The following is a 26,273-nucleotide window of genomic DNA, read 5'->3' as shown; positions in this document are numbered from 1 at the left end:
GGAGGTGGGTGTCATGGAGGCAGGGACGGAGGCACGACGGGCGGGGAGTGTGATGCATGTGCGCTGCCCGGACCGGCTGGCGGAGGACGTCTACCGGCAGGTCCTTGAGCAGCTGGCGGAGCTGTCCCCGGTTGTCCAGGCGCTGCCCCCGTCGGCGGCCCTGGTGGAGCTGAAGGGCGCGCTGCGCTACCACGGCGTGGATGGGCGTCGGCTGGGGGAGGTGCTGCGGGTGCGGACCATTTCCCGGCTGGGTGTCGACGTGCGGGTCGGGATCGGCCCGTCCATCACGGTCGCGGCCACCGCCTCCGGCCAGATCACCGAGCCGGGCGGCGTCCTCGCCGTCGGCCCCGGCCAGGTGGCCGACTGGCTCGGACCGCTGCCCGTGGAAGCTCTCCACGGCATCGGCCCCCGCCAGGCCCAGGTCCTGCGCGACTACGGCGTGCACTGCGTCGGCCTGCTCGCCGCCGTTCCGCCGGCGACGGTGCAGCGCCTCCTGGGCGGCCGGGCCGGCCGCCAGGCGGCCGACCGGGCCCGCGGCATCGACCCCCGCCCTGTGGCCCCGCGCGCCCTGCCCGCCTCCGCGAGCGTGAGCCGCACCTTCCCCCGGCACATCCTGGACGGCGCCGCCGTCCGCGCGGCCCTGCTCGACCTGGTCGTCACCCTCGCCCTCCAGCTGCGTCGCCGTGGCCAGGCGGCCCGCGGCCTGACCCTGGCGCTGCGCTTCGCCCAAGGCACCACGTGGGAGAAGACCCGCCGGCTCCCGGAGGCCTCCGCCCACGACGACGACCTCCGCACGCTCGCCTACCGGCTGATCGACGCGGCAGGACTCCAGCGCGGCTGCCTCACCGGGATCACCCTGAAAGGCGAGGACCTCATCGCCGCCGACCAGGTTGCCGAGCAGATCAGCTTCGACGGCGCGCGCGAGGCCCGGCTGGTCGCCGAAGAAGTCAGCGACCGCATCCGCGCCAAGTTCGGGCCCGGCGCGATCCGCCCCGCCACCACACTCCTGCGCGTCTCCTGACCCGCCCGACCCCACCCGTGGAGGCGAGGCCCATGCTGCTGGGGCCGCCGGTGGTGGCCCGCCGCTGGAGTGCTGAGGCGGTCAAGGCCGCGATCGCCGATCCGCTGGCCGGGCGGCTGCGGGATGTGGAGGCCACCGTGCACGAGCCGCGGACTTTCGACATCGCGGACCGGCTGCGCAGGATGGGCTGGGAGCAGGCTGAGCCTGGTGGCGAGGACGGCTTCGCCGCCGGGCAGCCGCGGTATGTATTCCAAGTTCCCTTCGCCGGGCGGTCGTTGGAGGAGGTCCAGCGGGGTTTGAACCAGCAGTGGCGCCGTAACATCAAGAAGGCGGAGAAGGCCGGCGTCGAGATCGTGCGGGGCGGATACGAGGACCTGCCCGCCTTTCATGAGATCTACATCGAGACCGCCGAGCGGGACCGGTTCATCCCGCGCCCGCTGGCCTACTTCCAGAGGATGTGGACTGCGCTGACGGCTGAGGACCCGGACCGCATGCGCCTTTACCTCGCTCACCAAGAGGGTGAGGTGCTTGCGGCGGCCACCATGCTGACCGTCGGCGAACACGTCTGGTACTCCTACGGAGCTTCCACCAGCCGCAAGCGCGAGGTCCAGCCGAACAACGCGATCCAGTGGCGGATGATGTCCGACGCCCACGAACTCGACGCGAGCATCTATGACTTCCGCGGCATCACCGACACCCTGGAGGAGGACAATCACCTGCTGGGCCTGCTCCGGTTCAAGGCCGGCACCGGCGGCGAGGCCGTGGAATACCTCGGCGAGTGGGACTTTCCGCTCAGCAAGGCCCTGCACAAGGCCCTCGACCTCTACATGTCCCGGCGCTGAGTTCACGGCAGCCTCGTGCGGATCGTCGATGACTGTGTCGTGTGCGTGGGGCGCCAGTTTGAGGGCGGGTCAATTGAATGGTCCGTTTGAACAAGGTGGTCCTCGTGCCGTGGGGCACGGCCGGCCGCGGGAAGTGCACGGTGATCTCGGGTCCCGTCTGCTCGTACGCCCGCGCCGGCCGCGGTGTTCGGACTGCGGCATCCGCACGTGCTGCTCCCGGAGACCATCTGGCCGCGGTGGGCGGATGCGGCCGAGGTGAAAAGGGGCTGGTCTGGAAACGTCCCCCGGGTTCTGGGGCCACCGCCAGGCCGCCGCCACGCATCTGGACCGGGCTGAGCGCACGGTCCGACGCTGGATCCGCCGCTTCCGCGGGCAGTCGGAGGACGATCGCCGGTACTTCACTGTCGCGCCGGTCGCGGCCGCTGATGATCCGGTGATGCCCGACCCGTCCCGGACTCCGCTGACGGACGCCGTCTCGGACACCCCGGCCGCCCATCGGGAGGCCGGGGTGAACTGGGGCCGCGTGAACACGGTGTCGCGGTGGGAGTTCGACGGCCGGTCGGCCCCGCTCCGGTGTTCCCGGATGGCACCGGCGGCCTGATCCACCTCACTAGTCACGGCCTGCCCGGCTCGGTTAACAACATCGCCTTGTAGGCGCTGATCGCTGCTTTCGCTGACGAGAGGAGCGTCGTGGAGGGCTCTTCCTCCCGCCTCGGCATCACCAAGACGTACGCGACAGCGCGGACCACGAAAGCGTCACCGGGGCCACGAAGACTGCGGCGGCCTGGCGGCCGCCGGGGCCTTCTCGTCCTGTCGGGACGGAGAGCGAGGCCAGATACGCTGGCGGGGTGATCGAGAATCTTCCTCCCTGTCCGAAGTGCTCGTGTGAGTACACCTACGAGATGAACGCCCTGGTGGTGTGCCCGGAGTGCGGCCACGAATGGGTGCCCGCCGAGGGCGGCACGGATTCCGGCGCCCCCGCGGAGCGGGTCGTCAAGGATGTCGTCGGCAATGTGCTGCAGGACGGCGACTCCGTGGTCGTGGTGAAGGCGCTCAAGGTCAAGGGCAGCCCCTCGGGGATCAAGGCCGGCACGAAGGTGCGCAGCATCCGACTGGTCGACGGAGTCGACGGACACGACATCGACTGCAAGATCGACGGTTTCGGGGCGATGCAGCTGAAGTCGAGCGTGGTCAAGAAGGGCTGACCAGCCCGCCCCAGTCGCCGGGGCGCCCCGGCAGCAGTCGGATGCCGAATTGCAAAATTTCGCAATTGATTAGATGCTGTCATAGCTATGCCTGCAGGTAGTCGCGGGCGCAGCCTTCGCTTGCCCCGGGTGGGGCGCTGCCGGGGAAGTCGAGGAGTCGTGTCCGTTCCGCTGTACCAGGCCAAGGCCGAGTTCTTCCGGATGCTGGGGCATCCCGTACGGATACGGGTGCTGGAGCTGCTGCAGGACGGGCCGATGCCGGTACGTGCGCTGCTCGCCGAGATCGAGGTGGAGCCCGCCAGCCTGTCGCAGCAGCTGGCGGTGTTGCGGCGCTCGGGCATCGTCACCTCCCGGCGCGAAGGCTCGACGGTGGTCTACGAACTGGCCAGCGGAGATGTCGCCGACCTGATGGGGGCCGCGCGCCGCATTCTGACCGAGATGCTGGCAGGGAAGAACGAGCTGCTGGCAGAGCTGCGGGAAACTCAGGTCGCCGGGCGATGAGACTCTCGTTCGGCCGGGCCGGGGCCCGGCTCACCGCGCTGCTGCCGGGCCGTACGGATCTGGCGGAGATACGCCGCGACCCGCGCCGGGACCTGCTGGCCGGCCTCACGGTGGCGATCGTCGCGCTGCCGCTCGCGCTCGGTTTCGGCGTCTCCTCCGGGCTGGGCGCGGAGGCGGGTCTGGCGACCGCGGTCATCGCCGGCGCGCTGGCCGCGGTGTTCGGTGGTTCGAATCTGCAGGTGTCCGGACCGACGGGCGCGATGACGGTCGTGCTGGTGCCGATCGTCGCCGAGCACGGGCCGTCCGGGGTTCTCACCGTCGGGCTGATGGCGGGCGTGATGCTCGTCGCGCTCGCCCTGCTCCGGGCCGGGAAATACATGCAATACGTGCCCGCGCCCGTTGTGGAGGGCTTCACGCTGGGCATCGCCTGTGTGATCGGTCTGCAGCAGATCCCGAATGCCCTCGGGGTACCCAAGCCGGAGGGCGACCGTGTCCTCGTGGTGACCTGGCGCGCCCTGGAGGCGTTCACGAAGAACCCGAACTGGACCGCCGTAGCTTTCGCCCTGGCGGTCGCCGCCGTCATGCTTGCCGGGGCTCGCTGGCGGCCCATGGTGCCCTTCTCCATCCTCGCGGTGATCGCGGCCACCGTCGTCGCCCAGGTAGCCGGTCTGGACGCGGCGAAGCCGATCGGTGCCCTGCCATCAGGCCTGCCCGCCCCCTCGCTGGCCTTCCTCGACATCGGCGCACTCGGCTCGCTGCTCGCTCCAGCGGCCGCTGTGGCGGCACTGGCCGCGCTGGAGTCGCTGCTGTCGGCCTCCGTGGCCGATGGCATGACGGTCGGCCAGAAGCACGACGCGGACCGTGAGCTGTTCGGCCAGGGCCTGGCCAACATCGCCGCCCCGCTGTTCGGCGGGGTGCCCGCGACCGGCGCGATCGCGCGGACCGCGGTCAACGTCCGTACCGGGGCGGGGTCCCGGCTGGCGGCCCTCACCCACGCCGCGATCCTCGCCGTGATCGTCTTTGCTGCCGCGCCCCTCGTCTCCAGGATCCCGCTCGCCGCGCTCGCCGGAGTGCTGCTGGCTACCGCTGTCCGCATGGTCGAGGTCGGCTCGCTCAAGGCGATGGCGAAGGCCACCCGCTCCGACGCCCTGATCCTCGTATTGACCGCCCTGGCCACCCTCGCCCTCGACCTCGTCTACGCCGTGGTCCTCGGCCTGATGGTCGCGGGCACGCTCGCCCTGCGCGCCGTGGCCAAACAGGCGCGCCTGGACCAGATACCCCTCGACCAGGGCGACCACAGCGCCGAGGAACATGCCTTGCTCGCCGAGCACATCGTCGCCTACCGGATCGACGGGCCGCTGTTCTTCGCCGCCGCCCACCGCTTCCTGCTGGAGCTGGCCGAGGTCGCCGACGTACGCGTCGTCATCCTGCGCATGTCCCGCGTGACCACCATCGACGCCACCGGCGCACTGGTCCTCAAGGACGCGGTGGAGAAACTCAACCGGCGCGGCATCGCCGTTCTGGCCTCCGGAATACGCCCCAGCCAGCGCCAGGTCCTGGACTCCGTGGGCGCATTGGAGCTGCTGCGTCTGGAGGGACGCGAATACGCCACCACGCCGGAGGCGATCCAGGGCGCGCGCAGCTACCTGGAATCCGCCGGTGTCATGCCGCCCCGCCCCGCCCAGATGTCCCGGCCCAGCAGCGAGGAAACAGAGGAAACCGTCCGATGAGCACTCCCCCCGCATCCCTGCGCATGGTCGAGGTCTCAGGTGCCGAGGCCCTGTGGCTGCTGGAGGGCAGTGCGCTGGGACGGCTGGTGTACGCGCAGCGGGACCTGACCGTCCTGCGCCCGGGCCGGCACACCTGGGAGTACGGCCGCCTGGTGGTGCGCACCCCGGCACCTGCCGCTGCGGTCCCCGCCACGGCGACCTACCACGTGGATGAGGTCCGCGCGGCGACCGGTACCGGCTGGAGCGTCACGGTCGCCGGGCCGGTCGACGTGATCACCGAGCCTGACGAGGCCGCCCACTACCAGCGCACCCTCGCAGGCTGGAGCCACGGCCCGCACGACACCCTGCTGCGCCTGCACCCCAAGACGGTGACCGGTTTCCGTCTCGCCCGCGCGGAGGCGTGATGAGCACTCAGCTCGAAACCCTGCCCTACCGGCATGTCCTCACGCTGCCGACGATGCCGTCCGCGGTCCGCATGGCCCGGGAAACCGCCGAGCAGGCGCTGGCCGAGTGGGGTATCAGCCTGCGTCACCCCAGCGTCGATCCGGCCCTGCTGATCCTCGGTGAACTGGTCACCAACACCGTCCGGCATGCCGTCGACCTCTCTCCGCAGCTGACCGTCATCTACGCGGCGGGCAAGGACTGTCTGGCCTTCGCCGTCCATGACCGTCACCCCTACCAGCCGGCGTTGTACGGCGCGGTCACCCAAACCGGTGTCGGCGGTCTGGGCACGGTCATGGAGCTCACCCTCGGCCTGGGCGGCACGGCCGTCGTACGGGGTGATGCCGACGGCCAGGGCAAAAGCATCTGGATCACCCTCCCTCTCTGAATCAACGGGCTGACCGCGCAAGGAAGTTGACGAACATGACCATCGAGTGGCGCTATACCGTCGAGCGGGACCTCGGCATCCTCTCCGTCTCCGGCTACCTGGGCCCGGACGCCGTCCACCGCTTCACCGGTGCCGTTGGCTGGGCGCTGGCCCGCGGCACCGGTCCGGTCATCGTCGACCTCACCGGACTGCGCGGCTGGTCGGCCGAGGGGCAGCTGGCGGTCACCGAGGCCGCGCGCCGTCTCGCCGCAGCGGGCCGCAGCCTGGAACTGGCCGCGATCCCCGCCGACGGATCCCTCGTCCCCGGCGGAGACTGCCCGCTCATCCCCGTGCACGCCGACCTGGCCGGCGCGCTCGCCGCACACAGCACACGGCACGGCGAGCCGCCGCAGGGCCGCCACGAGTGGCGGCCGACAGGGCGGCCGACCGGAGACCAGCAGCGGGACTGATCCTGCCCGGGCTCAGCCGGGGGAGAAGGCTCCGTCCCCGTCCCGTACGGGCACGGCAGCGCAGATGTCTCCTTCTGTGGCGATGGCCACGTCCTGGACGAAGCCCCTGGCTGCCAGCTCCCGCCCGGAGACACCGGCGGCGACCGCGCGGGTGAGGTCGGCAGTGCCCTCGTAGGCCGCTCTCGCGGCGGCTGCCTCGGCGGACAGCGGTCCCGCGCCCTGGGCGTGCAGGTCGGAGATGAGGCCGCCGGCGCCCAGCAGGTCCTCCAGCGCGGGGCGCAGGCTGCCGTCCGGCCATCGCTCGCCCGCTGCGATCACGGCGACCGGATGCGCGGGCGTGCCGTAGCCGCGGGTGGTGAGCCAGCTGCCGACCGCGGTGATGTTGCGCAGACAGGCGGCGACCACCCGCACGTGGGGTGGTGCGGCCGCGGCGATGGCCGCGCCGTTCGGGGACGGCAGCACCAGGCGCGCGACGAACGGGGCGCGGCGCATGTGGGCCGGTGAGAGGGACCAGGGACTGTCGGGCGTGACGGCGTGGCGGGCGACGGCCAGCCGTGCTCCGGATTGCTGCGCGTAGACGGCGGCGGCCTTCTCTGATGCGGCCCGCTCGACCGTGGTGGCGGGGCCGTCCGGCAGCCAGAACGGGAGAACCCGGATGCCCTTCTCGGCGGCGACGCTCACCGCCGTGGTGAAGGACAGCACGTCAACGGCGATCAGACAGGCAGCCTTTCCGGCGAGGCGCCCCGCGCCGGCGGGTCCCCACTCGAAGCGGATCCCGGTGCCGGACTGAACCGTCCAGTCACCCATGGTCCATCCCCCCCGTTGCGGAGCCGCGTGCGGGTCAGCTCCGGCCGCCGTCCGGCGCGGTGGCCCGGCCGCCGAACGACAGCTTCAGCATGCGGGCCCCGCCGCACCGCGGGCACTGTCCGTCCGGGCCGACGGCGGTGGGCCGGCACTTGAGGCGGCAGGCGGGGCACTTGAACCAGGCGACGCCCGCGCCACGCAGCGGAATGATTCTCACGCCAGCCTCCCTCACATCGCGTATAGAGTTGCTAATCTTAGCAATTGCTTAGGTCGTCACTGCTGGTTTCGGGCGGCTCGGTTCTCGTGCGCGGATTCGGCTGGGCCGCTGCCCCACGCGAGGATGGGCCACATGTGTTTGACGAGTGGGTTGATGCGATGCGCCGAGGACGGCCTGGTGCGGCCGTGTGGCCGTACCGGGGAGGCGACGACACGATGAGTACGCCGCTGTACCAACTGAAGGCCGAGTTCTTCAAGACGCTCGGCCACCCGGCGCGCATCCGGGTCCTGGAGCTGCTGAGCGAGCGCGAGCACGCGGTCGCGGAGATGCTCCCGGAGGTAGGGATCGAAGCAGCGCATCTGTCGCAGCAGCTCGCGGTGCTGCGCCGGGCGAACCTGGTGGTGACCCGCAGGGAGGGGTCGACCGTGTACTACTCGCTGACGAGCCCGCACATCGCCGAGCTGCTCAGGGTCGCCCGCACGATCCTGTCCGGCGTGCTCACCGGACAGGCCGAACTCCTCGCCGATCTGCAGGCCGCCCGGCCCCAGGCGAAACCGCCTTCGTAACGGCGGCCCTCAACCGGCGGCCGCTTCCCGGGACTGACAGCGCTCTGTGGTAGCGGGAGGCGGCCGCTTCACCCCCGAGTGACGTATGTCCGGTCGCAGGTGGCCTGTCGGGCACCTGCCGACAAGTCCTCACTGTGCCAGGGAGGGTTCATGGGCCTGCTGCGCAAGATCCGGGACACCGGGCGGGTGGCCGAGCCGGCTCCGCCGCGCCCGGAGGGCGTCCTGCCGCAGGCGCGGGAGTTCGGCGGCTCGGTGCAGGTGAGGTGCGTCGCCGCCGGTTCCTGCAACGGGTGCGAGATCGAGATCGCGGCGGCCTTCAACCCGGTGTACGACGCGGAGCGGTATGGCGCCCGGCTGGTGGCCTCGCCCCGGCACGCGGACGTGGCGCTGGTGACCGGGCCGGTGACGCGGAACATGGCCGAGCCGCTGCGCCGCACAGTCGCTGCGATGCCCGAGCCGCGGCTGGTGGTGGCGGTCGGTGACTGTGCGATCAACTGCGGGGAGTTCGCGGGCGGGTACGGCGTCGAGGGCGCCGTCTCCGACGTCGTTCCGGTGGATCTTCAAGTGCCCGGGTGCCCGCCGGAGCCAGGTGAGATTGTGGCGGCGCTGAGGAGAGTCACCGGACGGTGAGCCTGATTCCGGCCGCCCTCGCGACGGCCACCGCGTTGGGCGTGGCGGGCGCGCCGGCCGGGCTGGTCCTGCCGCAGCGGGTGCGCGGCTGGGCAGTGGGTGTGCTGACGGCGGGCGTGGGGATGGCCGGTGACGCGTCGGGTGTGGCAGCACTGGGCGGAAGCCGCTGGTCGGCCGAGATCCCCGGGCTGCTCCCGCTGGCCGGGACGCATCTGGCCGTGGACGCGCTGTCCGGACTGTTCATGGCGGTGGCCGGGGCCGTGGTGGCGGCGGTGGCGGTCTACGGCATCGGTTACGTGGCCGGGCATGTGCCGTACGGCCTCGGCTCGCGGGGCGCGCAGGCAGTGCTCCCGCTGTTCGCGCTGACCCTGCTGCTGGTGCCCGCGGCGGCCTCGGTGTCGACGTTCCTCCTGTCCTGGCCGAGCACCGCGCCCGGCCCGCCGTGCGGGAGGCCGCGGTCTGGTACGCGGTGATGACCCGCCGTCATGACGACTTCTCCCTGAGCCCCGGCACACGCTCGGCACCGTCCGGCCACAACACCTCGACGCCGATTCCGTGGCTGCGCGCATAAGCCACCAAGTGAGCGGTGGCGTCATGGCCATTGGACGCGGTGCCGTCCCAGATCGCCACCATCCGGGCACAGGAACGCAACAGCCGCTCGTCCGCGCGGACGCAGGCATCCCGGTCCGCCGGGTCGTACTCCAGCAGCCGCACCTGCTGCGACAGCAGCAGCAACTCCCCGGCCGCCAGCCAATCCCGCTCCCGCAGCAGCGCGGGAACCCGGTTCAGCGTGGGCACCACGGCCACCAGCGCCAGCCCAGCCTTCTTCGCGGCCCGCCCGAACGCCACCGGCAGCCCCTGCCCGACCCGGACCAGGCCCGTTCGGCCGGCCTCGGCACACTGGGCCAGCCGCACGCGAAGCTCCTCCTCCAGCAGCGCCAGGGTCCAGGGCGCGAGATCCGCGTGCCCCACTACAGCGATCAACCTCCGCAGTCCTTTCTCCCCGTCCACCCCGGTCACGGCCACCAGCCAACCGAAGAGGTCTTCAGCTGTGTTTCAGGGCAGTGCGCGGGGTGGGAGACAGGGGTGGCCGCGTGCGAGGAGAACGGCCGCCCGCCGGCTCCTTCGATCCACAGCTTCACTGCTGGACCGGTGTTCCCATAGGGTCGACCGGCCCCAAGGCGAGGCCGGTCGGCCCTGGTCCGTGGGGAACGCGACCTCTCTGCTTCCTGGTTACTTGTGCGCGTGCTCGCCCAGGTAGAAGAGCAGCCACACGAACCCGGCGAACAGATGGGTGCCGAAGATGTAGAAGCCCGCCCGGATCGCGACACCGCGCTCGATCTGCCACTCCCTGTTCTTGGCCTTCCGCTCGCGCCGCTTGCTCTCCGGCCGCTCGGTCGCCTCAGCATCATCACTCACAGTGTCGTCTCCCTGCTTCCCGCGATCTCCACGTTGATACGGCCTACGACGGCATGCGGAACCGGACGAGGACCACCTTGCCGTCATGGTCGGCGGCCGGTTCCGCGCTGACGTCGCCGTCGTACTCGGCGGCCAGCTCGGCCACCAGCTGCAGCCCTGCGCCCGTCGCGCCCGGTTCAAGCTCGGGCAGATGCGGCTCGGCGTCGGCGACACTGACGACCAGCCGCCCCGCCCCGACCGTCATGCCCACGTCCGCGACCGGGGACCGTGGTGCATGGCGCAGCACGTTCACGATCAGCTCACTGACCACCAGCACCACCGCGTCGGCGAACGCGGAGCCCGGTGCGACGCCGACCCCGCCGAAGCGCCCGGTCACCGCCTCACGGGCCTGCCGCACCGCGTCCGGTCCTACCGGTACGGAGACGAAGTGGCGTCGCATCTGCGCCGGCACATGCTCTATTGCTGCTGCGGGCCGGCTTCGGCGCCACGGCCGGAACGAGCGTCCGCCCATCACTGCGCCGACTCCGTGACACGCAGCTCGTCCAGCAGCTCCCGCCGGCTCGCCGCCAGTACGGACAGGATCCGGCGCGCCGCGGCCAGCAGCTCGGCCACGTCCCCGCCCGCCAGCTCGTACATCACGGTGGAGCCGGTACGGGTGGCGGTGACGATCCCGGAGCGGCGCAGCACCGCCAGCTGCTGCGAGAGGTTCGACGGCTCGACCTCGATCGCCGTCAGCAGGTCACGCACCGGCTTCGCCCCGTCCTGCAGCAGCTCCAGCACCCTGATCCGTACCGGATGCCCGAGCATCCGGAAGAACTCCGCCTTCGCCTCGTACAGCGGCACCTGCATGCCCGTCACCCCTCGTCTGCCCCTGCGGCCTCGACGTCGAGCCCGAGCCCGTGGGCCAGCCGCACCGCGTCGTCCAGCTCGTCCTGCGCCACCGCCACGGCGTACACGTCCTCGGCCGCCACGGCATCCGCCAGCTGGGCCCGGGCCGCCCGCACCCGCGCCAACAGCGCCTCGGTGACTGTGTCCACCCCGACCTCCACATCATGCAATTAACGAATTGAAGAACTCTTCAATTGTAGATCCTGCGAAGCACGAAAGTCGCGCCGTCCCGCCCTGGCCCGGTAGCTGGGCCTGGAACGTGTTGAGCGGGAGGGGTGAACGGGCGCAAAACCCTGCATCAGACGACTGCGGTACCGCCGGATCCGGCGGTACCGCAGTGTCTTACCGGGTGGCGTCCCGCCCGGCACGTCTGTGGCGGCCGGTGTCACCCGGTGGGCTGGCCTTCCCCGACTTGGCGCTGTCCGGACCGGTGTCGGCGTCTACGTTCGGTGCACGCGTACATGGGCACACGCTGGGGGAGCGAGATGAGGAACTGGGAGAGGGCACTGTCGGTGCTGGAGGCGCTGCGTGAGCGCGGGCAGGCGCCGACTTCCAGCAGACGGACGGGCCCAAGCTCACCGACGCCGGCGCCAAGTTCGGCACGGCACCGCAGCTGTAGCGCGCGGACTCACTCTGCCGGGCCCGGCCGTGCCGCTATGCGCCGGGCAATACACTTCAATTCCTGCCGCGGAGACCGCCCTTCACCTGCCAGAGAGGCGATCTAGCCCCTACCGTGGGCGATGTGTCCTCCGCACCTGCGCCCCCGCCCGGCGGGCCCCCGCCACCGGGCCGACGGCAGCGGCTGCGAGCACGCTGGGCCGACCGGCATGCCCTGCCCCGGTTCGGCTACTGGCTGCTCAGCCGGGGCGCCGTCGTGCTGACGATGTGCGGTGCCCTGTACGTGCTCAACGGGTTCCTGATCGGCTGGGCAAACGCCTACGACGTGCTGACCGGCATCACCTCGCCCGCGACCGTCCGCCCCCAGTGGTGCGCGTGGCCGCTGTCCCTGATCGGCTGGGCCGCAATCCCTGCCATCATCGGAGCTGCCGCCGGCTACGTCATCACCGAGCAGATCCAGGCCCACCACGCGCGCGAGCTGAGTGACGTCCTCGACGAACTGCGCCGCCTGGCCGACCCCCCCGGCCCGCCCCCGCCATCCGGGAGCGGCTCGTGATCACCCTGCACGAGGTGCACAAACGGGACGGCGAGGACGTCAAGGCCGCGGTCCTGGCCTTCGGCGCCCGCCACCCCTTCGACGGCGCCAGGCCGGACGCCGAACCGGACTGGAAATGGGCAGAGAAGCACTTCACCCGCTTGATCGAGGTGATCATGGGAACGGCGGCACTTGCACAGACCCGCAGCACGGACACCGTCCACCTGGCCGAAGACGAAGCCGTCCAACTCCTGCTCACGCTGAACACAGTTCCGCGCTATCGCTGCCCCATCTGCGTCAAGCAGCAACGGGATGCGCTGTGACTCCCTGGCCTACCCTGGAGACGTGGTGACGGACGCTCAACGCGCCGAGCACGCAGCCCGCCTACGCGGACTGCTCTACCTCGCCTGCCCCGACGCCCCCGCCACCGCCATCACGGCAACCGCGGAGGCCATCGCTGAGAACGCAGAGGAAACGCCCTTCCTGCAAGCCTTTCAGCTCAGTCGCACCAAGCCGCCGCTGGACGAGCTGAACCTGCGCGGCGCGGACCTGCGCGGCGCGGGCCTGGCCAACGCGGACCTGAACGGCGCGGACCTGCGCGGCACGGACCTGGCCAACGCGGACCTGCGCGGCGCGGACCTGAACGGCGCGCACCTGAACGGCGCGGACCTGCGCGGCACGGACCTGAACGGCGCGAGGCTGACCACCGCGCACCTGAACGGCGCGCACCTGACCGACGCGCAGCTGAACCGCGCGATCCTGTACCGCGCGATCCTGAACGGCGCGGACCTGAACGGCGCGGACCTGAACGGCGCGGACCTGACCGACGCGGACCTGAAGGGTGCGCGGCTCACAGGTGTTGTGAACATGCACCTGCCGGTAGGAGCAACTTGGGATTCGCGCACAAGGTGGCCTGCCGACTTGGTATCGGTTGTTATCGAGCGGTCCGACGAGGTGAGTCCAGGCGTCTACAGGGTGCGCGGCGGGCAGAGCCCAGACAGGAGCACCGTCCGGGTCTGACAAGCCCGGCGCCCGCGGCCTTCTTGCTCCCCGCGGTCGCTTGGCTGGGGCTGTCCGCCTTCCCCAGCCTCGGTCTCCCGCTGGTCAGTTGTCCCCTAGGTCGTGTCTTCAAAAGATCTTGAGTGGTGGATCATGGTGGGGTGATACGTCGCCATGAACTGTCGGACGCCGAGTGGGAGTTCGTCCGGCCGCTGCTGCCCGAGCCCTTGCGGGGGCGGAAGCGGTTGGACGACCGCACCGTGCTCAACGGGATCGTGTGGAAGTTCCGGACCGGCACCGCCTGGAGGGATGTGCCCGAGCGGTACGGTCCGTGGGCCACGCTGCACTGCGGGTGCCGATTAATTATCCGGCCTGGTCAAGCAACATGTCGGTACTCGTGAAGGGCTCCGCCGAGGCGGTCTCGGCGGTGGACCTCCAGGTGGCTGATGTGTCCTGGCGCGCTGATCGGCTCGGGTATCGGGCGGAGCGGAGCGGCGTGCTCCAACGTTCTGTGCGGTCGATGCTCGTTGTAAAAGGTCTCGAACTCGCGGAGCGCGTGTAGAAGGTGGCTCTGGTTCCAGATCAGCGTTCGGTCCAGGAGTTCGCGTCGGCAGGTCTGAATCCAGCGCTCCATGATGGAGTTCATCCGCGGCATCCGTATGCCGCTTCTGACGATCCTGAGTCCGGCGTCGGCGAGCACGGCGTCGAAGGCCTGCGTGAACTTGGAGTCGCGGTCGCGGATCAAGAACCTGGATCTGCTGCCCGCGTCCTCGAGATCCATGAGGAGATTGCGTCCGACCTGCACGACCCACTGCGCGGTGGGGTGCGCGGTTACGCCCAGGACCCGGATGCGCCGGGTGGAGTGCTCGATGACGGCAAAGACGTACAGGCGTGCCCCGGTCAGGGTGCGGGTCTCGAAGAAGTCGCACGCGAGCAGTGCGTCGGCCTGGCTGCGAAGGAAGTCGGCCCACGTCGTGCTGTGTCGTTCCGGCGCGGGCGGGATGCCGTGCTCGCGGAGGATCTCCCAGACGGTGGATGCGGCGACCTTGATGCCGAGGGTCGCGAGTTCACCGTGGATCCGGCGATACCCCCATGAGGGGCGCTGTCACGTTGACTGACTGGGTGGGATGATCTTCTGGTTGGTCGTGGTGGAGGGGGATCGTCCGTGGAGAGCGCGTCGCCGTCGTATAGGGGGCACCGTTACCCGGTCGAGGTCATATCCCACTGCGTGTGGCTGTACCACCGATTCCCGCTCAGCTTCCGCGAGGTCGAGGAGCTGCTGCTCCAGCGCGGCGTGATCGTCTCCTACGAGACCATCCGCCGCTGGTGCGCCAAGTTCGGCCAGGCCTACGCGAACGGACTGCGCCGCCGTCGGCCACGGCCCGGCGACAAGTGGCACCTGGACGAGGTCTTCATCAAGATCAACGGGGAGCACAAGTACCTGTGGCGGGCCGTCGACCAGGACGGCAACGTGCTCGACATCCTCGTGCAGAACCGGCGGGACAAGGCCGCCGCCAGGCGCTTCTTCCGCCGCCTGATGAAGAAGACCGGCACGGTGCCGCGGGTGGTCGTCACCGACAAGCTCCGCTCCTACGGCGCCGCCCACCGCGAGGTCATGCCCTCCGTCGAGCACCGCTCACACAAGGGACTGAACAACCGGGCCGAGAACTCCCACCAGCCCACCCGGCAGCGCGAACGCGCGATGAAGGGCTTCCGCAGCATCGGTGGAGCACAGCGGTTCCTGTCCGCGTTCAGCGGCATCTCACCCCACTTCCGACCTCACCGCCACCTGATGACCGCCCCCGACCACCGAGCCGAGATGACCATCCGCTTCGCCATCTGGGACCAGATCACCGACGCTGTCGGCCGACCCACCACGGTCTGACCAAAGGCCCGGAACCCAGCAACACCACACCCTGACACGCCGCCAGATCTCCACACACCCGACAACGTGACAGTGCCCCGAGGAAGGGTGTCTGGTGGGACGGAAGTCTCCATATCCCGTGGAGTTCAGGAACGACGCGGTGGCGTTGTACCGCGCGGGGGGCGGGAAGCGGACGTATGCCGCGGTCGCCGCGGACGTCGGGGTGAGCGGCGAGACGCTGCGCAGTTGGGTCCGGCAGGCCGACGAGGTCGCCGGCCGTGGGCAGGTCCGTGGTGACGAGGCGGCAGAGGATCGGGACGAGGAACTGGCGAGGCTCCGGGCCGAACTCGGCCGGTTGCGCAAGGCCGAGAAGGAGTGGGAACTCGAGCGGGAGATCCTGCGCCGGGCGGCCCAGTATTTCGCCAAGGAGATGAGGGCATGACCGGCCGCTGGGACTTCATCTCCGCCCCAACCGCGCCGACTTCGGCGTGCAGCGGATATGCCGGGTTCTTGAGGTCTCGCGCTCGGGCTACTACCGGTGGCTTGCGGGGGCGGAGGCCCGGCAGGCCCGCCGGGCGGCCGACGACGCCCTGGTCGAGGAGATCCGCGAGATCCACGCCGATCACAAGGGCACGTACGGAGTCCGCCGCATCCACGCCGAACTGCGCGGCTTCGGCCACACCGTCAACCGCAAGCGCGTCGAACGGCTGATGCGCGTCAACGGGGTCGAGGGCCGCCATCTGCGGCGGCGCAAACGCACCACGGCCCCGGACCGGCTCGCGCCGCCGGCCCCGGACCTGGTGAACCGCGTGTTCCATGCCGGGCAGCTCGACGAAAAGTGGTGCGGCGACATCACATACGTGCAGGTCGGTGGCACGTGGCTGTATCTCGCCTGTGTCCTGGACATCTGTTCACGCCGGGTGCTCGGCTGGTCGATGGCCACCTACATGCGGACCGAACTCGTCATCGACGCACTGAAGATGGCGGTGGCGACCCGGGGCGGCAGCGTGGCCGGGGTGATCTTCCACGCCGACAGGGGCTCCCAGTACACCTCGGGCGCGTTCGCCCAGGTCTGCGACCGTTTCGGGATCCGCAGGAGCATGGGCCGCGTCGGGTCGAGTTACGACAACGCCCTCGCCGAGAGCTTCTGGCAGGGGCTGAAGAGAGAGACGATGCACCAGAGGCTCTTCACGACGATCAGCCAGGCCAGGCTGGAACTCTTCCAGTGGCTGACGTACTACAACGGGCGAAGGCGCCACAGCTCGCTCGGCTACCTCTCACCCGTCGAGTTCGAACAGCAGCACCAAACAGAACGTAGACTCACACTCGCGGCATGATCCCCTGTGTCCACACTCCGGGGGGCGCCTCAGTAAGGCCTGCCCCCGGAATCGTCGTCTCAGGACTCGTCGGCGAGGAAGTGCTCGGCGAGGGGGGTGCTGGCGAACTTCTTGTTCATCTCGCGGGAGAAGAGCAGCAGCGTGTTGCGCGGCCGGTGGAGCACCGCGAGTTCCTGGGCCTGTCCGACGGCGTTGCGGGTGACCGTGACGACAACCTTCATGGGCTCGCCGAGGACTGATGCATCGTAGATCTCGAGGAAGCCGTTGTCGCCGAAGTCTCCGGTGAAGCTGAAGTCCTGGAACTCGTACAGTTCGCGGGCCTTGACCACGATGGCGCGGACCGCCTCCGCGCCACGGGCGGTGCCGTTCATGGCGGCGCCTTCCAGGGTGACGTCGTCGGCCAGGTTGTCCAGCCACCATGGGTAGTAGCTGAGTCCCTGGCGGCCGTTATCGCTGTCTTCCGCGTTCGTCATGTCATGCCTACTTCCGAGATCCGGCCCTGGCCGCTTACGCATGGACCGGCTACCAGTGATTCCAGCAGTAGATACGAGCATATGCTCTTATTTTCCTGGTAGCAAGCCTGCCGTCCGGCCGACGTGGCGCCACCAGGGGCAGGCTGGCCTCGTCACGGCCGCAAGCTGTGAGTACATGGGAGCAGAGTCTCCAGGTCGCCGAGGGCGCGGGCGGCCAGGTTGGCCAGGCACCGCTTGATGTGCGCCCACGCGCCCACTCCGGTGTGACGCCGCTCCCCGGATCGGCCCCGTCGGGCGCCGTCCGCAAGGTTCCTCGCTGGCCTGGGCGGCTTGGCCTGGACGAGCTCCTTGACGTCGGCCTTCGCCGGATGGTGGTCCACGCCTGCGAAGGGGCCGGGGCGGCGTTCATTGAGCCCGCAGACCCTGAGGAGCGGGAGGCACCGGTGCCGGTGCCGGCGGCCTCCAGGCCTTGTCCGGCGGTCAGAAGACCTGGGCGAAGCAGCCCAGGGTGACAGCTATCGAGAGCACCGCCAGCGAGACTGCCATGAGGGGCTTGGGTACGTGCATGGGAATCCTCCATTGTTTGGGCTGATGTGGCTTACGGGCAGTACCGAACGAGCCACTTGTCGGCGTTGTGTGTATTCGGCGCCGGGTTCGGCATCGTGGTCGCCCGTTCTTCGATCATCTCCTCGGGGAGGATTCGCTTCGGCAGCTCGCCAAACCGGGCGGGCGGCGGGCGGTGAGGTGGAGCCTCGGGAAGAGTTCGGCCGCTGCGGAGAGTGTCGGCCCACGCACGGGAGCAGATCCGATGGGGGTTTCTGCAAGGCTTTCGGGTGGAGGGGTGCGAGGCTCGCTGGAGGGGTCAGGAGGGGGCATCGCGCCACAGCTATGAGCATATGCTCATATTTGCCTTGATGGCAAGAGCGAGTGGTTCGGGGTGGACCCGCCGGCCCGTCGCCGACCGTTGGCGGCAGGGTGACTGTCGCATTTGAGAGCACCTGCTCGTATCATGGGTGGGTGAAGCTCTGGAGGAGACAATGACCACTGCGCCGACGGATCCCGCCGACTCGTGCAACAACCTGGCCCTGCGCAAGGCGGCCCGGTACCTCGGTGCGACCTACGACAAGGCCCTGGCCCCCGTCGGTCTTCGTGCGACGCAGCTCAGCATCCTGCAGAAGCTGAGTGGGCACGGAGAAATGACGATCACCAGCCTTGCCGACGTGATCGCCATGGACCGCACGACGATGGCCTCAAACCTCAAGCCGCTTGCCCGCGAGGGTCTGGTAACCGTCGAGTCATCGGCAGCCGACCGCCGCGCACGGATCGCCGCCATCACGCCGGACGGCCTCACCCGACTGAAGGCGGCGCTACCACTGTGGAATGCCGTGCAGGCCCAGTTCGAGGAGAACTTCGGCGCCGACGAGGCAGCCCATCTGCGCGCGTACCTCGACGCCGTCCTTCACACCGGATTCGAGCCCTGGGCCGAGTAGGACACGACGCTTCTGGCGCTACTGAGGGCTGGCGTCGGCCGCCCTGACGTCACCGAAGTGCCCGTGAACACGCCGGGCGTGACGGACCCCTTGACGCGGCTGCTTCCAAGGAGCGAGCGCATGGGGGGAGTCGTCGAGGGTGTGTGAGATCGGGCGTCGACGGCAGGGACTCGCTGCGCAGCCTGACAGGCAAGGTCATCACGGAGTCGACTCTGTCGGCCGCGACGCAGGAACTGATGAAGATCCGGGCCGGCCAGATCAACGGCTGAGGGCACGGTGTTCACCGAGGCCGAGCGGGCGCCCTTGGAACTGGCGGAACAGGGCACGCGCATCGTCCGGTGGCGTCACCGACGAGGCCTGGGCGAACGCGGCCAACCGCTACGACGAGGACCAGTTGGCCGGGTTGGTGTCCCTCATCGCCCTGATCAGCGCTTACAACCGCACTGCATGAACGTCATCATCCAGCGGCCGGTCCAGCTTCGACGACGCCTCCACCGTTAGCTTCCCAGTCGGCGGCAGCCACGGCATCACGCCCTGCAGCGCGGCCTTCGCTTCCTTCTTCCCCAACCCCATCCACACTCGATGACGGAGTCGATCTGAACGCCGAGGGCAAGGTCCGCCGTTCCGCAGGTCTCGCGGTCACGCCCTCGGTACCCGGCGCCCCGGAACCGGCGTGTCACTACGAACAAGTGCGCCGTGGCGTTCTACGACCGCTCGCGCAGTAAAGCGGGATCTGGCACGACGTACGCAACTGCGGCAACGCCGTCAATCTGCGGGCCTCCCGGGCTCGTCGCAAGCAACTGCCTTGACCACCGGCGGCGGGCCGCTCCTTGAGAAGGGGCTTGTCAGGGTCGGCTGACGGAGATGTCGAGGGGGGCCGGGGTGAGGTCGATGGGGGATGCCTCGGTGTCCGGGCTTCCGCCTGGCCGGGTGGTGCCGGTGCGCTGCCGGCGGCGATCGTTGTGCCAGGAGATGGCGCACGCCGCCAGGTACAGCAGGCTGATGGGGGTGGCGAGCAGCAGCATGCTGAGCGGGTCGGTGCTGGGGGTGGCGAGCGCCGCGAAGGCGGCGATGGCCATGAACATGCCGCGCCACCAGTCGGCCATCCGGCGTGCGCTGATCACGCCGCCGAGGTTCAGCAGCACGAGAAGGACGGGGAGTTCGAAGGAGAGTCCGAAGACGAGGACCATGCGGGTGGCGAGGTTGAGGAAGTCGTCGACGGGCAGGAGGTTGGTGGCGTTGTCCGGGGTGAAGGAGATAAGTACCCGTGCCGTGGTGGGCAGGGTCCAGTACGCCACGGCGGCACCGGTCAGGAACAGGGGGATGCCGGCCCCGAGGAAGGTCAGGGTGTATTTCTTCTCGTTGCGGTGCAGTCCTGGTGCGACGAAGGCCCACAGCTGATACAGCCACAGCGGGCTCGCGGCGACGACCCCCGCGGTGATGGACACCTTCAGCGCGAGGGTGAAGGGTGACAGAAGGCCGTTGAGGGAGATCACGCCGCAGCGGCCCGCGTCGTCCGTGCCGGCCGGTTGGCCCGGAGCGCAGCCGGGCAGGGGATCGATGAGGAATCCGATCAGCTGCTTGTAGAACAGGGCCGCAACGACGGTGATGAGCAGGATCGCTCCGACGGCCTTGAGTAGGCGGTTGCGCAGCTCGCGCAGGTGCTCCCGCAGGGGCATAGGCGCGGCGTCATGTGCTGGTTGGGTCGGCATGGGCGGTCCCGGTCCCTTCAAGTGCGGCACCGGCCGGGTGCTGGTCGGTGGCTTCGGTGTTTCAGCGCCGGGGGGAGGTGTCTGCCTCGGTCGCCTCCGGGGCCGTGTGCCGGCTCTCGGCCGCGAGCTGGTGGGCTGCGGTGGCGTGAACGGTCGGGGGTTCGTCCGCGTCGTCCTTCTGCATGGCCTTGGTCTCGCTCTTGAGGATCCGCAGCGACTGCCCGAAGGAGCGGGCCATTTCGGGGAGCCGCTTGGCGCCGAACAGGAGCACGACGACGAGGAGGATGAGGATGATCTCGGGTGCTCCGAGCCTGCCGAACATGGGCGTTTCCTTTCCGAGGGTCTGAAAGCGCAGGGGCGGTGCTCCTGCGCGGTGGCCTGGCTGCGGACGGATGCGGCAGCCAGGCCCTGCGTGCCGGTCAGTGCATTGACGGGGCGGGCCGACGGCGAGGCGGCCGTGGTCCTTCCCGGTTACGGGCCGTTCTTGTCGAGGCTGTAGCGCCCCGTGCCGGTGGCTTCCCGAGGCCCGTGGCCGGTGGCCGCGGGAAGCGGGTCGGGTGCGGTGGTCTTGCCGAGGCCCTTTGAGGTGTTGGTTCCGGCGCTGTCAAGCGGTTCGTCCCCTAGGCCGAGGTCGGCGGTCAGGTCGCCCAGGCCCAGGCTCTGGTCACCCAAGAGGTTCTTGGCCACGAAGGTCTTCGGGTTGAGGTCCTCGAGATTCAGGTCCTTGAGCTCGGTGGGGAGTTCGTCTCGAATGCTCGCCTGAGCGCTCTGCGAGAACTCGCGGAGCTTGCGCAGGGTCCGCATGGTGTCGGACACCATCTTGGGGAGCTTGTCGGGCCCGACAAGAATGACGGCCAGCACGATCAGCGTCACAACTTCGAGTGGGCCGATGTCGGAAAACATCCATGCCTCCCGTCGGGGATGGTGAAGGCTCCGCCGCTCCTGGAAGGGGGCGAAGCGTGGCGTGCCAGTCGTCCGAAGGGGCGCCTGCCGAACGCAGGCCAGCCGCACGACGGCGTGCGGCTCCCCGGGGGCTGACCACCCCGGGTACAACTGCGCAAGAGCGTTCGCTCCGGTCCTGCCCGCCGGGACACCCGGCGGGCAGGACGACCTCGGTCGAGGGCCCCTGCGGTGGGATTAGCGCAGGAGCCGGGCGAACATACCGGGCTCTTCGGTGAGGAGCTCCGGCTGCTCGAAAGCGGCGACACTGCCGCCTGGTCGAGCGCGTGCCGTCACGCCCGGGGCATGCCCGGACGTCTGGCCGTCCGCTAGCGGGACGGGCCGGCGGCGCGGCGGTACGGGGCCAGGAAGCGCGTCAGTTCCGACAGCAGCTGCCTGGGGGCCTGCTCAGCGACCCAGTGGCCGGCACCGGGGATGACCACACCTTGTACGTCGTTCGCGAGGGGAATCATCGCCTTTCCGACCAGGTCACCCCAGCTTTCCGATCCGCCGATCGCCAGGACGGGCATCGTCAGCTTGTTCTCGGCGCGCGTCGCGTTCTGCGCGGTGGTGGTGTCCCATGCGCGGTAGAGACCGAAGCTGCCGCGCAGGGTCTCGGGGTCGGAGAGGAGACGGAAGTAGTACTCGCGCGCGTAGTTGGGCAGCTTCTGCCCGCCCTGGATGTCGAACTCGTAGCCGAAGAAGATCTCCTCCCGGCCGCTGACCAGCTTCTCGGTCAGCTTGTGGTTGACCCGGTTGAAGGGGATGTGCCAGAGCCTGTTGTTGTGGTCCTCATCGATGAACAGGGGCGGCGAGGCCTTCAGCGTCGGGGGTCCGGGAACCTCCAGGAGGGCCACGCGGGCGACACGCTGTGGATGGTCCGCCGCCAGCGCGTAGCTGACGATCAGGCCGGTGTCATGGCCGGCCACGGCGAACCGTTGGTGACCGAGGGCGTTCATAAGGGCGACCAGGTCGTTGGCGAGGGTAGCGGTGTCGTACCCGCTCTTGGGCTTCTCGGTCAGACCGATGCCGCGCTGGTCGACGGCGATGACCGTGTAGTGCCGGGCGAGCTCCGGCATCACCATGCGCCAGGCGTACCAGTTCTGCGGCCAGCCGTGTACCAGCAGCAGCGGCGGCCCGTCGCCTCCGATGACCGCGTGCTGGCGCAGTCCGCCGGCCTGGATGAACCGGCTGGTGAACGTCTTGGTGAACCCGGCCGGAAGCCCCGGAGCCGTGGAGACCGAACCCAAACCCCTCGGCCTGCGCACGGCGGGGGAGGCAGCGGCGACGGTGGTCAATCCGCCTACCAGCGAGATACCGGCTGCGGCAGCAGCAGAAGCAGCCGCGCCGCCGACGAAGCCGCGTCGGGACAGCCCGCGCCGGGCACGGTGTGACACCGGCTTTGATCCGGGGCCTTCCTGCGTGGGCGGCTCCATGGGAGACATGGTCATGAAAATTTTCCCTTCGAACGTTGCTCGAGCGTCAGGGCGAAGCCAGGACCTCGAGACTAAGGAGCATATGCTCGTATTTGTGTCGGCTTCGGAATCCGACTGATGGTGCGCCGGGGCTGTGTTCAGGGGCTGATCGGGGCCGGCCGTCCTGCAGGCTGGTCGTCGCCCGTCATTCCCGGGTGGCTGATGAGATGTCAGCGGCCGGGGAACCGCTGCGTGATCTCCTGGAGCACCCAGCCGTTGCCGTCCGGGTCGCTGAAGGTGGCGAAGGAGCCGTAGGAAGCGCGGCCGGGGTGCAGGCCGGCAAGCCGCCCCTGTCCCTCGACCCGGTGGGTGACCTCTCCGGCCTCATGGCCGTGGTAGAGCAGTCCTGCGGCGTCGTGGAAGACTTCGCCCACCTCGATGCCGCGACCGACGAGTTCCGCGCGGGCCTCCTCGATGTCGGAGACGGCGAGGTACAGGCCCTGGGCCGAGCCGGGCGCGGCGGAGGTGATCCCCGTGCCGAACATGATCGAGCACTCGGAACCGGGCGGCGTGAAGTGCACCGCGCGCCAGTTCTCGCTGGCGGCCATGTCGATGTCCAGACGGAATCCCACCTGCTCGTAGAAGGCCTTGGCCCGATCGACATCGGAAACAGCCAGCACGGTGACTTCGAGCTTCATGTACATGTAGGGGTCTTTCTCTCTTGATGTCGGTGAATCTCACACCTGCGAGTCACCGGTCGATGGGGGCCGGGGGCGGCGGAGCAGTACGAGCTGCCCACCGGCTCGGGGATTGCGATCCGGAGGGCGGACGATCGCGTCCCAGGTGGCGCACGCCTGCTCGATGCCGCCGCTCTTGAGGTGCATCTCGGCGCCGGCCACCAGGTCGAGCGCGACGACCCGACCTGCACAGGTGTCAGATGGGCGGGCTGTGGCGGCGAGGGCGTACGACAGCCAACCGTCAGCGCTTCAGGTGGACGGTGAAGTGCCTCTCGGTGTCACCGGCAGGAACGGTGCGAACAAAGCCTCGGGCGTTGCGGTAGTCGCCTGATCCGCCGGTGATGCCGACGTCGACGTAGGACGGGGCGGGCAGGTGGAGCAGCGCCTGCGCGGCGAACTGTCCCTCAGGCAGAGAGAAGGTGCCCAGGCACTGGAGCGCGGCCGGATCGACGTGGGTGTAGGTACAGACGACGCTGTGATCGCCGACCTTCTCGCCGTCGCGGTAGAGGTCTTCGTGGATGACGCGCTGGTCACCCGGGCTGATTCCTGCCCGGCCCAGATCGAGGTCTTCGAGCGAGGTCTGTTTGCCGACCAGCTCGAAAGTTTTCGCGCGCTGGTCAACGACGTGCGCACTGGCAGAAGTTGACGTGCCGGCCGACGCCAGCGGGGCGATGGCGACGCCACCGGCGACGACAGTGGCGATGCCGGCGGCTGCACTCAGGTAACGCAGCTTGTTGATCTTCAATGTAGTCGGCAACTTGCCGCTCCGTTCTGTGGTGTCGATTCGGTGGCGGCAGAACCTCGGCCCGGATGCACGGGGGCCGACGCCTGCTCCGATCGACTTGTGAACAACCTCTGTTGGGGTGGCATTTCGACACTCACACAACCTACGTCACCTGCCATAGGGGTGACGGATAATCAGGTGATGACCGCCCTGGATGCCGAGCCATGCTCTTGCTGGTGCGGACCTTGCGCAGTGTCAGGTTGTTGCATGCGTCGACGAGGTCCACCCGCGTCGGGGCCATGTCGTCGCGACGTGACTTACCGGCAATAGGAGCATATGCGCCTATTATCGAAATGGCAAGGGGCGGGTCTTGGGCGACACCTACCGTGACCCCCGGTCCATCGCCGGATGGTCGAGTCGCCCCCCGGCTGATTTCGGTCGGACGGTGATCCATCCGCGACCCGGACGTCCTCATCGCTGCGGACGCCGGATGCGACGCGCACCCCGCCGCGCCTTCCCTGTTGCCCATTTGGAGGCGGTCGCGGTGGTACCGGTATGTCACCGGCGTCAGGCGTCGCAGATGCGACATGCCGCCAAAGGTGATGGCCGTGTGAGGGGTGGGCGCGGCCACCCCTTCGGGGCGCGGCGATGGGTGCCCGGGCGACTCGGCGTCGCCGAGTCGAAAGGGTTCGGGAGGATCTGCTCCTTGCTGTCGAGCCGATAGGAGCATATGCTCCTATCGGCTCGACAGTCACGTAGCGGAGCTGAAGTTGTCCGCTCGGCCGGGCCCCATCCCTCCCGGACCGCCTTGGCTGCCTTTTTATCGCGTGCCCGTCCGGGCTCGCGCAGCATCGCGAGGTCTTACCGACCGTACATTTGCAAGGAGTATCACCATGACTGTCGTAAAAGCCGCTGCAGTCCAGATCAGTCCCGTGCTTTACAGCCGCGCGGGCACCGTAGAGAAGGTCGTGAAAAAGATCCGCGACCTGGGTGAGCAGGGTGTCCAGTTCGCGGTCTTCCCTGAGACCATCGTTCCCTACTACCCCTACTTCTCCTTCGTGCAGCCGCCCTACACCATGGCCGAGGGGCACCTGCGCCTGCTCGATCAGGCGGTGACCGTACCGTCCGCCGAGACCGAGGCGATCGCCGAAGCCGTCCGGGAAGCCCACATGGTCGTCTCGATCGGCGTCAACGAGCGTGACGGCGGCACCATCTACAACACGCAGCTGCTGTTCGACGCGGACGGCACACTGATCCAGCGCCGCCGCAAGATCACGCCGACCTATCACGAGCGGATGATCTGGGGCCAGGGCGACGGTTCGGGCCTGCGCGCGGTAGATAGCGCCGTCGGCCGCATCGGACAGCTCGCATGCTGGGAGCACTACCTGCCGCTAGCACGCTATGCCTTGATCGCCGACGGCGAGCAGATCCACGCCGCGATGTACCCCGGTTCCTTCGGCGGCCAGCAGTTCGCCGACCAGATCGAGGTCAACATCCGCCAGCATGCGCTGGAATCGGCCTGCTTCGTGGTCAACGCCACCGCCTGGCTCGAGGCCGACCAGCAGGCGCAGATCGCCAAGGACACCGGCGGCCCCGTTGGCGCGATCTCCGGTGGCTTCTTCACCGCCATTATCGATCCCGAGGGCCGCATCATCGGCGAGCCGCTCACATCCGGCGAAGGCGAAGTGATCGCCGACCTGGACTTCGCGCAGATCGACCTGCGCAAGCGCCTGATGGATGCGCGCGGCCACTACAGCCGCCCGGAACTGGTCAGCCTGCAGATCGAACGAACGCCGGCGCCCCACGTCCGTGAGCGCAGCACTCTCCTGCCGGTCCAGACTGGCCGGGCGGCTGAAGAAGGCCGCCCCGTCGAAGCCCAGTGAGCTGTTTGCCGAGCCTGGAGGCCCTCCCGGGGGCTCGAACCGGACAGGAGGAGTTGATGCTCGTAAGTTCGGCGCGCGGTCTCATGTCGCCCATGCGCCTGATGCGTCGTGGCGTCGCGAATCCGCTTCTTGTTTTTCCCACCTCGCCTGGGAAGTGCCCGGGTGAACGGCTGAGCGACAAGTGTCGGATCAAAGCCGAAGGGATATGGCCCCGGTCGACGACGCCGATGCCATCCTCAAGCTCGCCGACTACCAGGACTGCTGGTCTTGTGGAGGAGTTCCACTTTGACCGGATTCCGGAGGCCGACCGAAAGATGCCCCACGCACCGGATGGGACCGGGTACCTGATCGGCGCCAGACGGGAACAAAAGCGCGGCGAGAAGGTTTAAGTCGCAATTCCCATTGCGTATCACCCGCCGCTAGTAACAATGCCACAGATTAGGTGA

At 69.2% G+C, this 26,273-nt stretch carries 33 protein-coding genes and 4 pseudogenes; 21 read left to right on the top strand and 16 right to left on the bottom strand.

Annotation, left to right across the window (positions count from 1 at the left end; genetic code table 11):
• The first annotated feature begins 13 nt into the window (after positions 1-13).
• The 9 genes and pseudogenes from OG798_RS00355 (at position 14) to OG798_RS00315 (ending at position 6,577) form a co-directional block, all read left to right on the top strand.
• Complete coding sequence (locus OG798_RS00355; protein ID WP_267059806.1) at positions 14-1,021, top strand: DNA polymerase Y family protein; 1,008 nt, start codon at positions 14-16, stop codon at positions 1,019-1,021.
• Positions 1,022-1,059: 38 nt separating this feature from the next.
• Positions 1,060-1,863, top strand: a pseudogene (locus OG798_RS00350) (lipid II:glycine glycyltransferase FemX); the annotation flags it as partial.
• 436 nt (positions 1,864-2,299) lie between these two features.
• Positions 2,300-2,464 (top strand): hypothetical protein, encoded by a 165-nt coding sequence (locus tag OG798_RS00345; RefSeq protein WP_267059805.1) that lies wholly within the window; start codon positions 2,300-2,302, stop codon positions 2,462-2,464.
• A gap of 247 nt (positions 2,465-2,711) precedes the next feature.
• A complete protein-coding gene (locus OG798_RS00340; RefSeq protein ID WP_323138662.1) occupies positions 2,712-3,068 on the top strand; it encodes a zinc ribbon domain-containing protein YjdM in 357 nt (118 codons plus the stop codon).
• A 159-nt stretch (positions 3,069-3,227) separates the two neighbouring features.
• Complete coding sequence (locus OG798_RS00335; RefSeq protein WP_267059804.1) at positions 3,228-3,569, top strand: ArsR/SmtB family transcription factor; 342 nt, start codon at positions 3,228-3,230, stop codon at positions 3,567-3,569.
• Positions 3,566-5,299: a SulP family inorganic anion transporter gene (locus OG798_RS00330; protein ID WP_267059802.1), complete on the top strand. Its 1,734-nt coding sequence runs from the start codon at positions 3,566-3,568 to the stop codon at positions 5,297-5,299. The genes OG798_RS00335 and OG798_RS00330 overlap by 4 nt, the downstream gene beginning before the upstream one ends.
• Positions 5,296-5,703 carry a pyridoxamine 5'-phosphate oxidase family protein gene (locus tag OG798_RS00325; protein WP_267059800.1) on the top strand — a complete coding sequence of 136 codons (408 nt, stop codon included), beginning with the start codon at positions 5,296-5,298 and terminating at the stop codon, positions 5,701-5,703. Before OG798_RS00330 ends, OG798_RS00325 begins: the two co-directional genes overlap by 4 nt.
• Entirely contained in the window at positions 5,703-6,128 is a 426-nt protein-coding gene (locus OG798_RS00320) for an ATP-binding protein (RefSeq protein ID WP_328755794.1), read from the top strand. Before OG798_RS00325 ends, OG798_RS00320 begins: the two co-directional genes overlap by 1 nt.
• A gap of 35 nt (positions 6,129-6,163) precedes the next feature.
• A complete protein-coding gene (locus OG798_RS00315) occupies positions 6,164-6,577 on the top strand; it encodes an anti-sigma factor antagonist (protein WP_267059798.1) in 414 nt (137 codons plus the stop codon).
• 12 nt (positions 6,578-6,589) lie between these two features.
• On the opposite strand, the gene OG798_RS00310 is transcribed toward OG798_RS00315, so the two are convergent.
• Together OG798_RS00310 and OG798_RS00305 are read right to left on the bottom strand one after the other, a co-directional pair.
• A complete protein-coding gene (locus OG798_RS00310) occupies positions 6,590-7,384 on the bottom strand; it encodes a 2-phosphosulfolactate phosphatase (RefSeq protein WP_267059796.1) in 795 nt (264 codons plus the stop codon).
• Between the two features lie 34 nt (positions 7,385-7,418).
• The gene (locus OG798_RS00305) at positions 7,419-7,598 is read right to left on the bottom strand and encodes a hypothetical protein (protein ID WP_267059794.1); all 180 of its coding nucleotides are present in this window, start codon (positions 7,596-7,598) and stop codon (positions 7,419-7,421) included.
• 215 nt (positions 7,599-7,813) lie between these two features.
• Between OG798_RS00305 and OG798_RS00300 the strand changes: the two genes are divergently transcribed.
• From OG798_RS00300 to OG798_RS00290, 3 genes are all read left to right on the top strand, one after another.
• Positions 7,814-8,164: an ArsR/SmtB family transcription factor gene (locus OG798_RS00300; RefSeq protein ID WP_267059792.1), complete on the top strand. Its 351-nt coding sequence runs from the start codon at positions 7,814-7,816 to the stop codon at positions 8,162-8,164.
• Positions 8,165-8,314: 150 nt separating this feature from the next.
• Positions 8,315-8,794 (top strand): NADH-quinone oxidoreductase subunit B family protein, encoded by a 480-nt coding sequence (locus OG798_RS00295; RefSeq protein ID WP_267059790.1) that lies wholly within the window; start codon positions 8,315-8,317, stop codon positions 8,792-8,794.
• Entirely contained in the window at positions 8,791-9,267 is a 477-nt protein-coding gene (locus OG798_RS00290; protein WP_267059788.1) for a hypothetical protein, read from the top strand. The genes OG798_RS00295 and OG798_RS00290 overlap by 4 nt, the downstream gene beginning before the upstream one ends.
• A gap of 10 nt (positions 9,268-9,277) precedes the next feature.
• On the opposite strand, the gene OG798_RS00285 is transcribed toward OG798_RS00290, so the two are convergent.
• The 5 genes from OG798_RS00285 to OG798_RS00265 all read right to left on the bottom strand — a co-directional run bounded on the left by OG798_RS00285 (position 9,278) and on the right by OG798_RS00265 (position 11,250).
• Positions 9,278-9,778 (bottom strand): DUF834 domain-containing protein, encoded by a 501-nt coding sequence (locus OG798_RS00285; RefSeq protein ID WP_267059786.1) that lies wholly within the window; start codon positions 9,776-9,778, stop codon positions 9,278-9,280.
• A 249-nt stretch (positions 9,779-10,027) separates the two neighbouring features.
• Positions 10,028-10,213 carry a DUF6126 family protein gene (locus tag OG798_RS00280; RefSeq protein WP_267059784.1) on the bottom strand — a complete coding sequence of 62 codons (186 nt, stop codon included), beginning with the start codon at positions 10,211-10,213 and terminating at the stop codon, positions 10,028-10,030.
• 43 nt (positions 10,214-10,256) lie between these two features.
• A complete protein-coding gene (locus tag OG798_RS00275) occupies positions 10,257-10,652 on the bottom strand; it encodes an ATP-binding protein (RefSeq protein WP_267059782.1) in 396 nt (131 codons plus the stop codon).
• A gap of 71 nt (positions 10,653-10,723) precedes the next feature.
• Complete coding sequence (locus OG798_RS00270; protein ID WP_267059780.1) at positions 10,724-11,062, bottom strand: ArsR/SmtB family transcription factor; 339 nt, start codon at positions 11,060-11,062, stop codon at positions 10,724-10,726.
• A gap of 5 nt (positions 11,063-11,067) precedes the next feature.
• Positions 11,068-11,250, bottom strand: a complete 183-nt coding sequence (locus OG798_RS00265) for a hypothetical protein (RefSeq protein ID WP_267059779.1) — start codon at positions 11,248-11,250, stop codon at positions 11,068-11,070.
• Between the two features lie 593 nt (positions 11,251-11,843).
• On the opposite strand from OG798_RS00265, the gene OG798_RS00260 reads away from it, so the two are divergent.
• From OG798_RS00260 to OG798_RS00245, 4 genes are all read left to right on the top strand, one after another.
• Positions 11,844-12,275 (top strand): DUF6313 family protein, encoded by a 432-nt coding sequence (locus OG798_RS00260; RefSeq protein ID WP_267059777.1) that lies wholly within the window; start codon positions 11,844-11,846, stop codon positions 12,273-12,275.
• Positions 12,272-12,577, top strand: a complete 306-nt coding sequence (locus tag OG798_RS00255; RefSeq protein ID WP_267059775.1) for a hypothetical protein — start codon at positions 12,272-12,274, stop codon at positions 12,575-12,577. Before OG798_RS00260 ends, OG798_RS00255 begins: the two co-directional genes overlap by 4 nt.
• Positions 12,578-12,599: 22 nt before the next feature.
• Positions 12,600-13,274 (top strand): pentapeptide repeat-containing protein, encoded by a 675-nt coding sequence (locus OG798_RS00250; protein ID WP_267059773.1) that lies wholly within the window; start codon positions 12,600-12,602, stop codon positions 13,272-13,274.
• Between the two features lie 122 nt (positions 13,275-13,396).
• A complete protein-coding gene (locus OG798_RS00245) occupies positions 13,397-13,654 on the top strand; it encodes a transposase (protein ID WP_443053685.1) in 258 nt (85 codons plus the stop codon).
• Here the strand turns inward: OG798_RS00245 and OG798_RS00240 are convergent.
• Positions 13,630-14,358, bottom strand: a pseudogene (locus OG798_RS00240) (integrase core domain-containing protein); the annotation flags it as partial. The gene OG798_RS00245 and the pseudogene OG798_RS00240 sit on opposite strands and share 25 nt — an antisense overlap.
• 60 nt (positions 14,359-14,418) lie before the next feature.
• On the opposite strand from OG798_RS00240, the gene OG798_RS00235 reads away from it, so the two are divergent.
• Together OG798_RS00235 and OG798_RS00230 are read left to right on the top strand one after the other, a co-directional pair.
• A complete protein-coding gene (locus OG798_RS00235) occupies positions 14,419-15,138 on the top strand; it encodes an IS6 family transposase (RefSeq protein ID WP_266637504.1) in 720 nt (239 codons plus the stop codon).
• Between the two features lie 94 nt (positions 15,139-15,232).
• Positions 15,233-16,454: pseudogene (locus tag OG798_RS00230) on the top strand (IS3 family transposase).
• Between the two features lie 59 nt (positions 16,455-16,513).
• On the opposite strand, the gene OG798_RS00225 reads toward OG798_RS00230, so the two are convergent.
• The gene (locus OG798_RS00225) at positions 16,514-16,927 is read right to left on the bottom strand and encodes a hypothetical protein (RefSeq protein WP_267059734.1); all 414 of its coding nucleotides are present in this window, start codon (positions 16,925-16,927) and stop codon (positions 16,514-16,516) included.
• A gap of 1,037 nt (positions 16,928-17,964) precedes the next feature.
• Here OG798_RS00225 and OG798_RS00220 point away from each other — a divergent pair.
• Both OG798_RS00220 and OG798_RS00215 read left to right on the top strand, forming a co-directional pair.
• A complete protein-coding gene (locus OG798_RS00220) occupies positions 17,965-18,417 on the top strand; it encodes a MarR family winged helix-turn-helix transcriptional regulator (RefSeq protein ID WP_075033844.1) in 453 nt (150 codons plus the stop codon).
• A gap of 143 nt (positions 18,418-18,560) precedes the next feature.
• Positions 18,561-18,868: pseudogene (locus OG798_RS00215) on the top strand (carboxymuconolactone decarboxylase family protein).
• 394 nt (positions 18,869-19,262) lie between these two features.
• Here OG798_RS00215 and tatC read toward each other — a convergent pair.
• The 7 genes from tatC to OG798_RS00180 form a co-directional block, all read right to left on the bottom strand.
• Positions 19,263-20,096, bottom strand: coding sequence for a twin-arginine translocase subunit TatC (gene tatC / locus OG798_RS00210; RefSeq protein WP_328755789.1), 834 nt, complete (start codon positions 20,094-20,096; stop codon positions 19,263-19,265).
• A 94-nt stretch (positions 20,097-20,190) separates the two neighbouring features.
• Positions 20,191-20,451 carry a Sec-independent protein translocase subunit TatA gene (gene tatA, locus OG798_RS00205; RefSeq protein WP_267059732.1) on the bottom strand — a complete coding sequence of 87 codons (261 nt, stop codon included), beginning with the start codon at positions 20,449-20,451 and terminating at the stop codon, positions 20,191-20,193.
• Positions 20,452-20,600: 149 nt separating this feature from the next.
• Positions 20,601-21,032, bottom strand: coding sequence for a Sec-independent protein translocase subunit TatB (locus OG798_RS00200; RefSeq protein WP_328755788.1), 432 nt, complete (start codon positions 21,030-21,032; stop codon positions 20,601-20,603).
• A 365-nt stretch (positions 21,033-21,397) separates the two neighbouring features.
• Positions 21,398-22,519, bottom strand: a complete 1,122-nt coding sequence (locus tag OG798_RS00195) for an alpha/beta fold hydrolase (RefSeq protein ID WP_267059730.1) — start codon at positions 22,517-22,519, stop codon at positions 21,398-21,400.
• 194 nt (positions 22,520-22,713) lie between these two features.
• Positions 22,714-23,187 carry a VOC family protein gene (locus OG798_RS00190; protein WP_267059729.1) on the bottom strand — a complete coding sequence of 158 codons (474 nt, stop codon included), beginning with the start codon at positions 23,185-23,187 and terminating at the stop codon, positions 22,714-22,716.
• Between the two features lie 33 nt (positions 23,188-23,220).
• Positions 23,221-23,382 (bottom strand): hypothetical protein, encoded by a 162-nt coding sequence (locus tag OG798_RS00185; RefSeq protein ID WP_267059728.1) that lies wholly within the window; start codon positions 23,380-23,382, stop codon positions 23,221-23,223.
• Between the two features lie 79 nt (positions 23,383-23,461).
• Entirely contained in the window at positions 23,462-23,965 is a 504-nt protein-coding gene (locus OG798_RS00180; protein ID WP_267059727.1) for an allene oxide cyclase barrel-like domain-containing protein, read from the bottom strand.
• An 872-nt stretch (positions 23,966-24,837) separates the two neighbouring features.
• Between OG798_RS00180 and OG798_RS00175 the strand changes: the two genes are divergently transcribed.
• Complete coding sequence (locus OG798_RS00175) at positions 24,838-25,827, top strand: nitrilase-related carbon-nitrogen hydrolase (RefSeq protein WP_319753445.1); 990 nt, start codon at positions 24,838-24,840, stop codon at positions 25,825-25,827.
• Positions 25,828-26,273 lie beyond the last annotated feature (446 nt).

It is taken from the genome of Streptomyces sp. NBC_00271 (assembly GCF_036178845.1).
Taxonomy (GTDB): domain Bacteria; phylum Actinomycetota; class Actinomycetes; order Streptomycetales; family Streptomycetaceae; genus Streptomyces.
The sequence above is the reverse complement of the archived record's forward strand: the minus strand, read 5'-3'. Positions and strand labels throughout refer to the sequence as shown.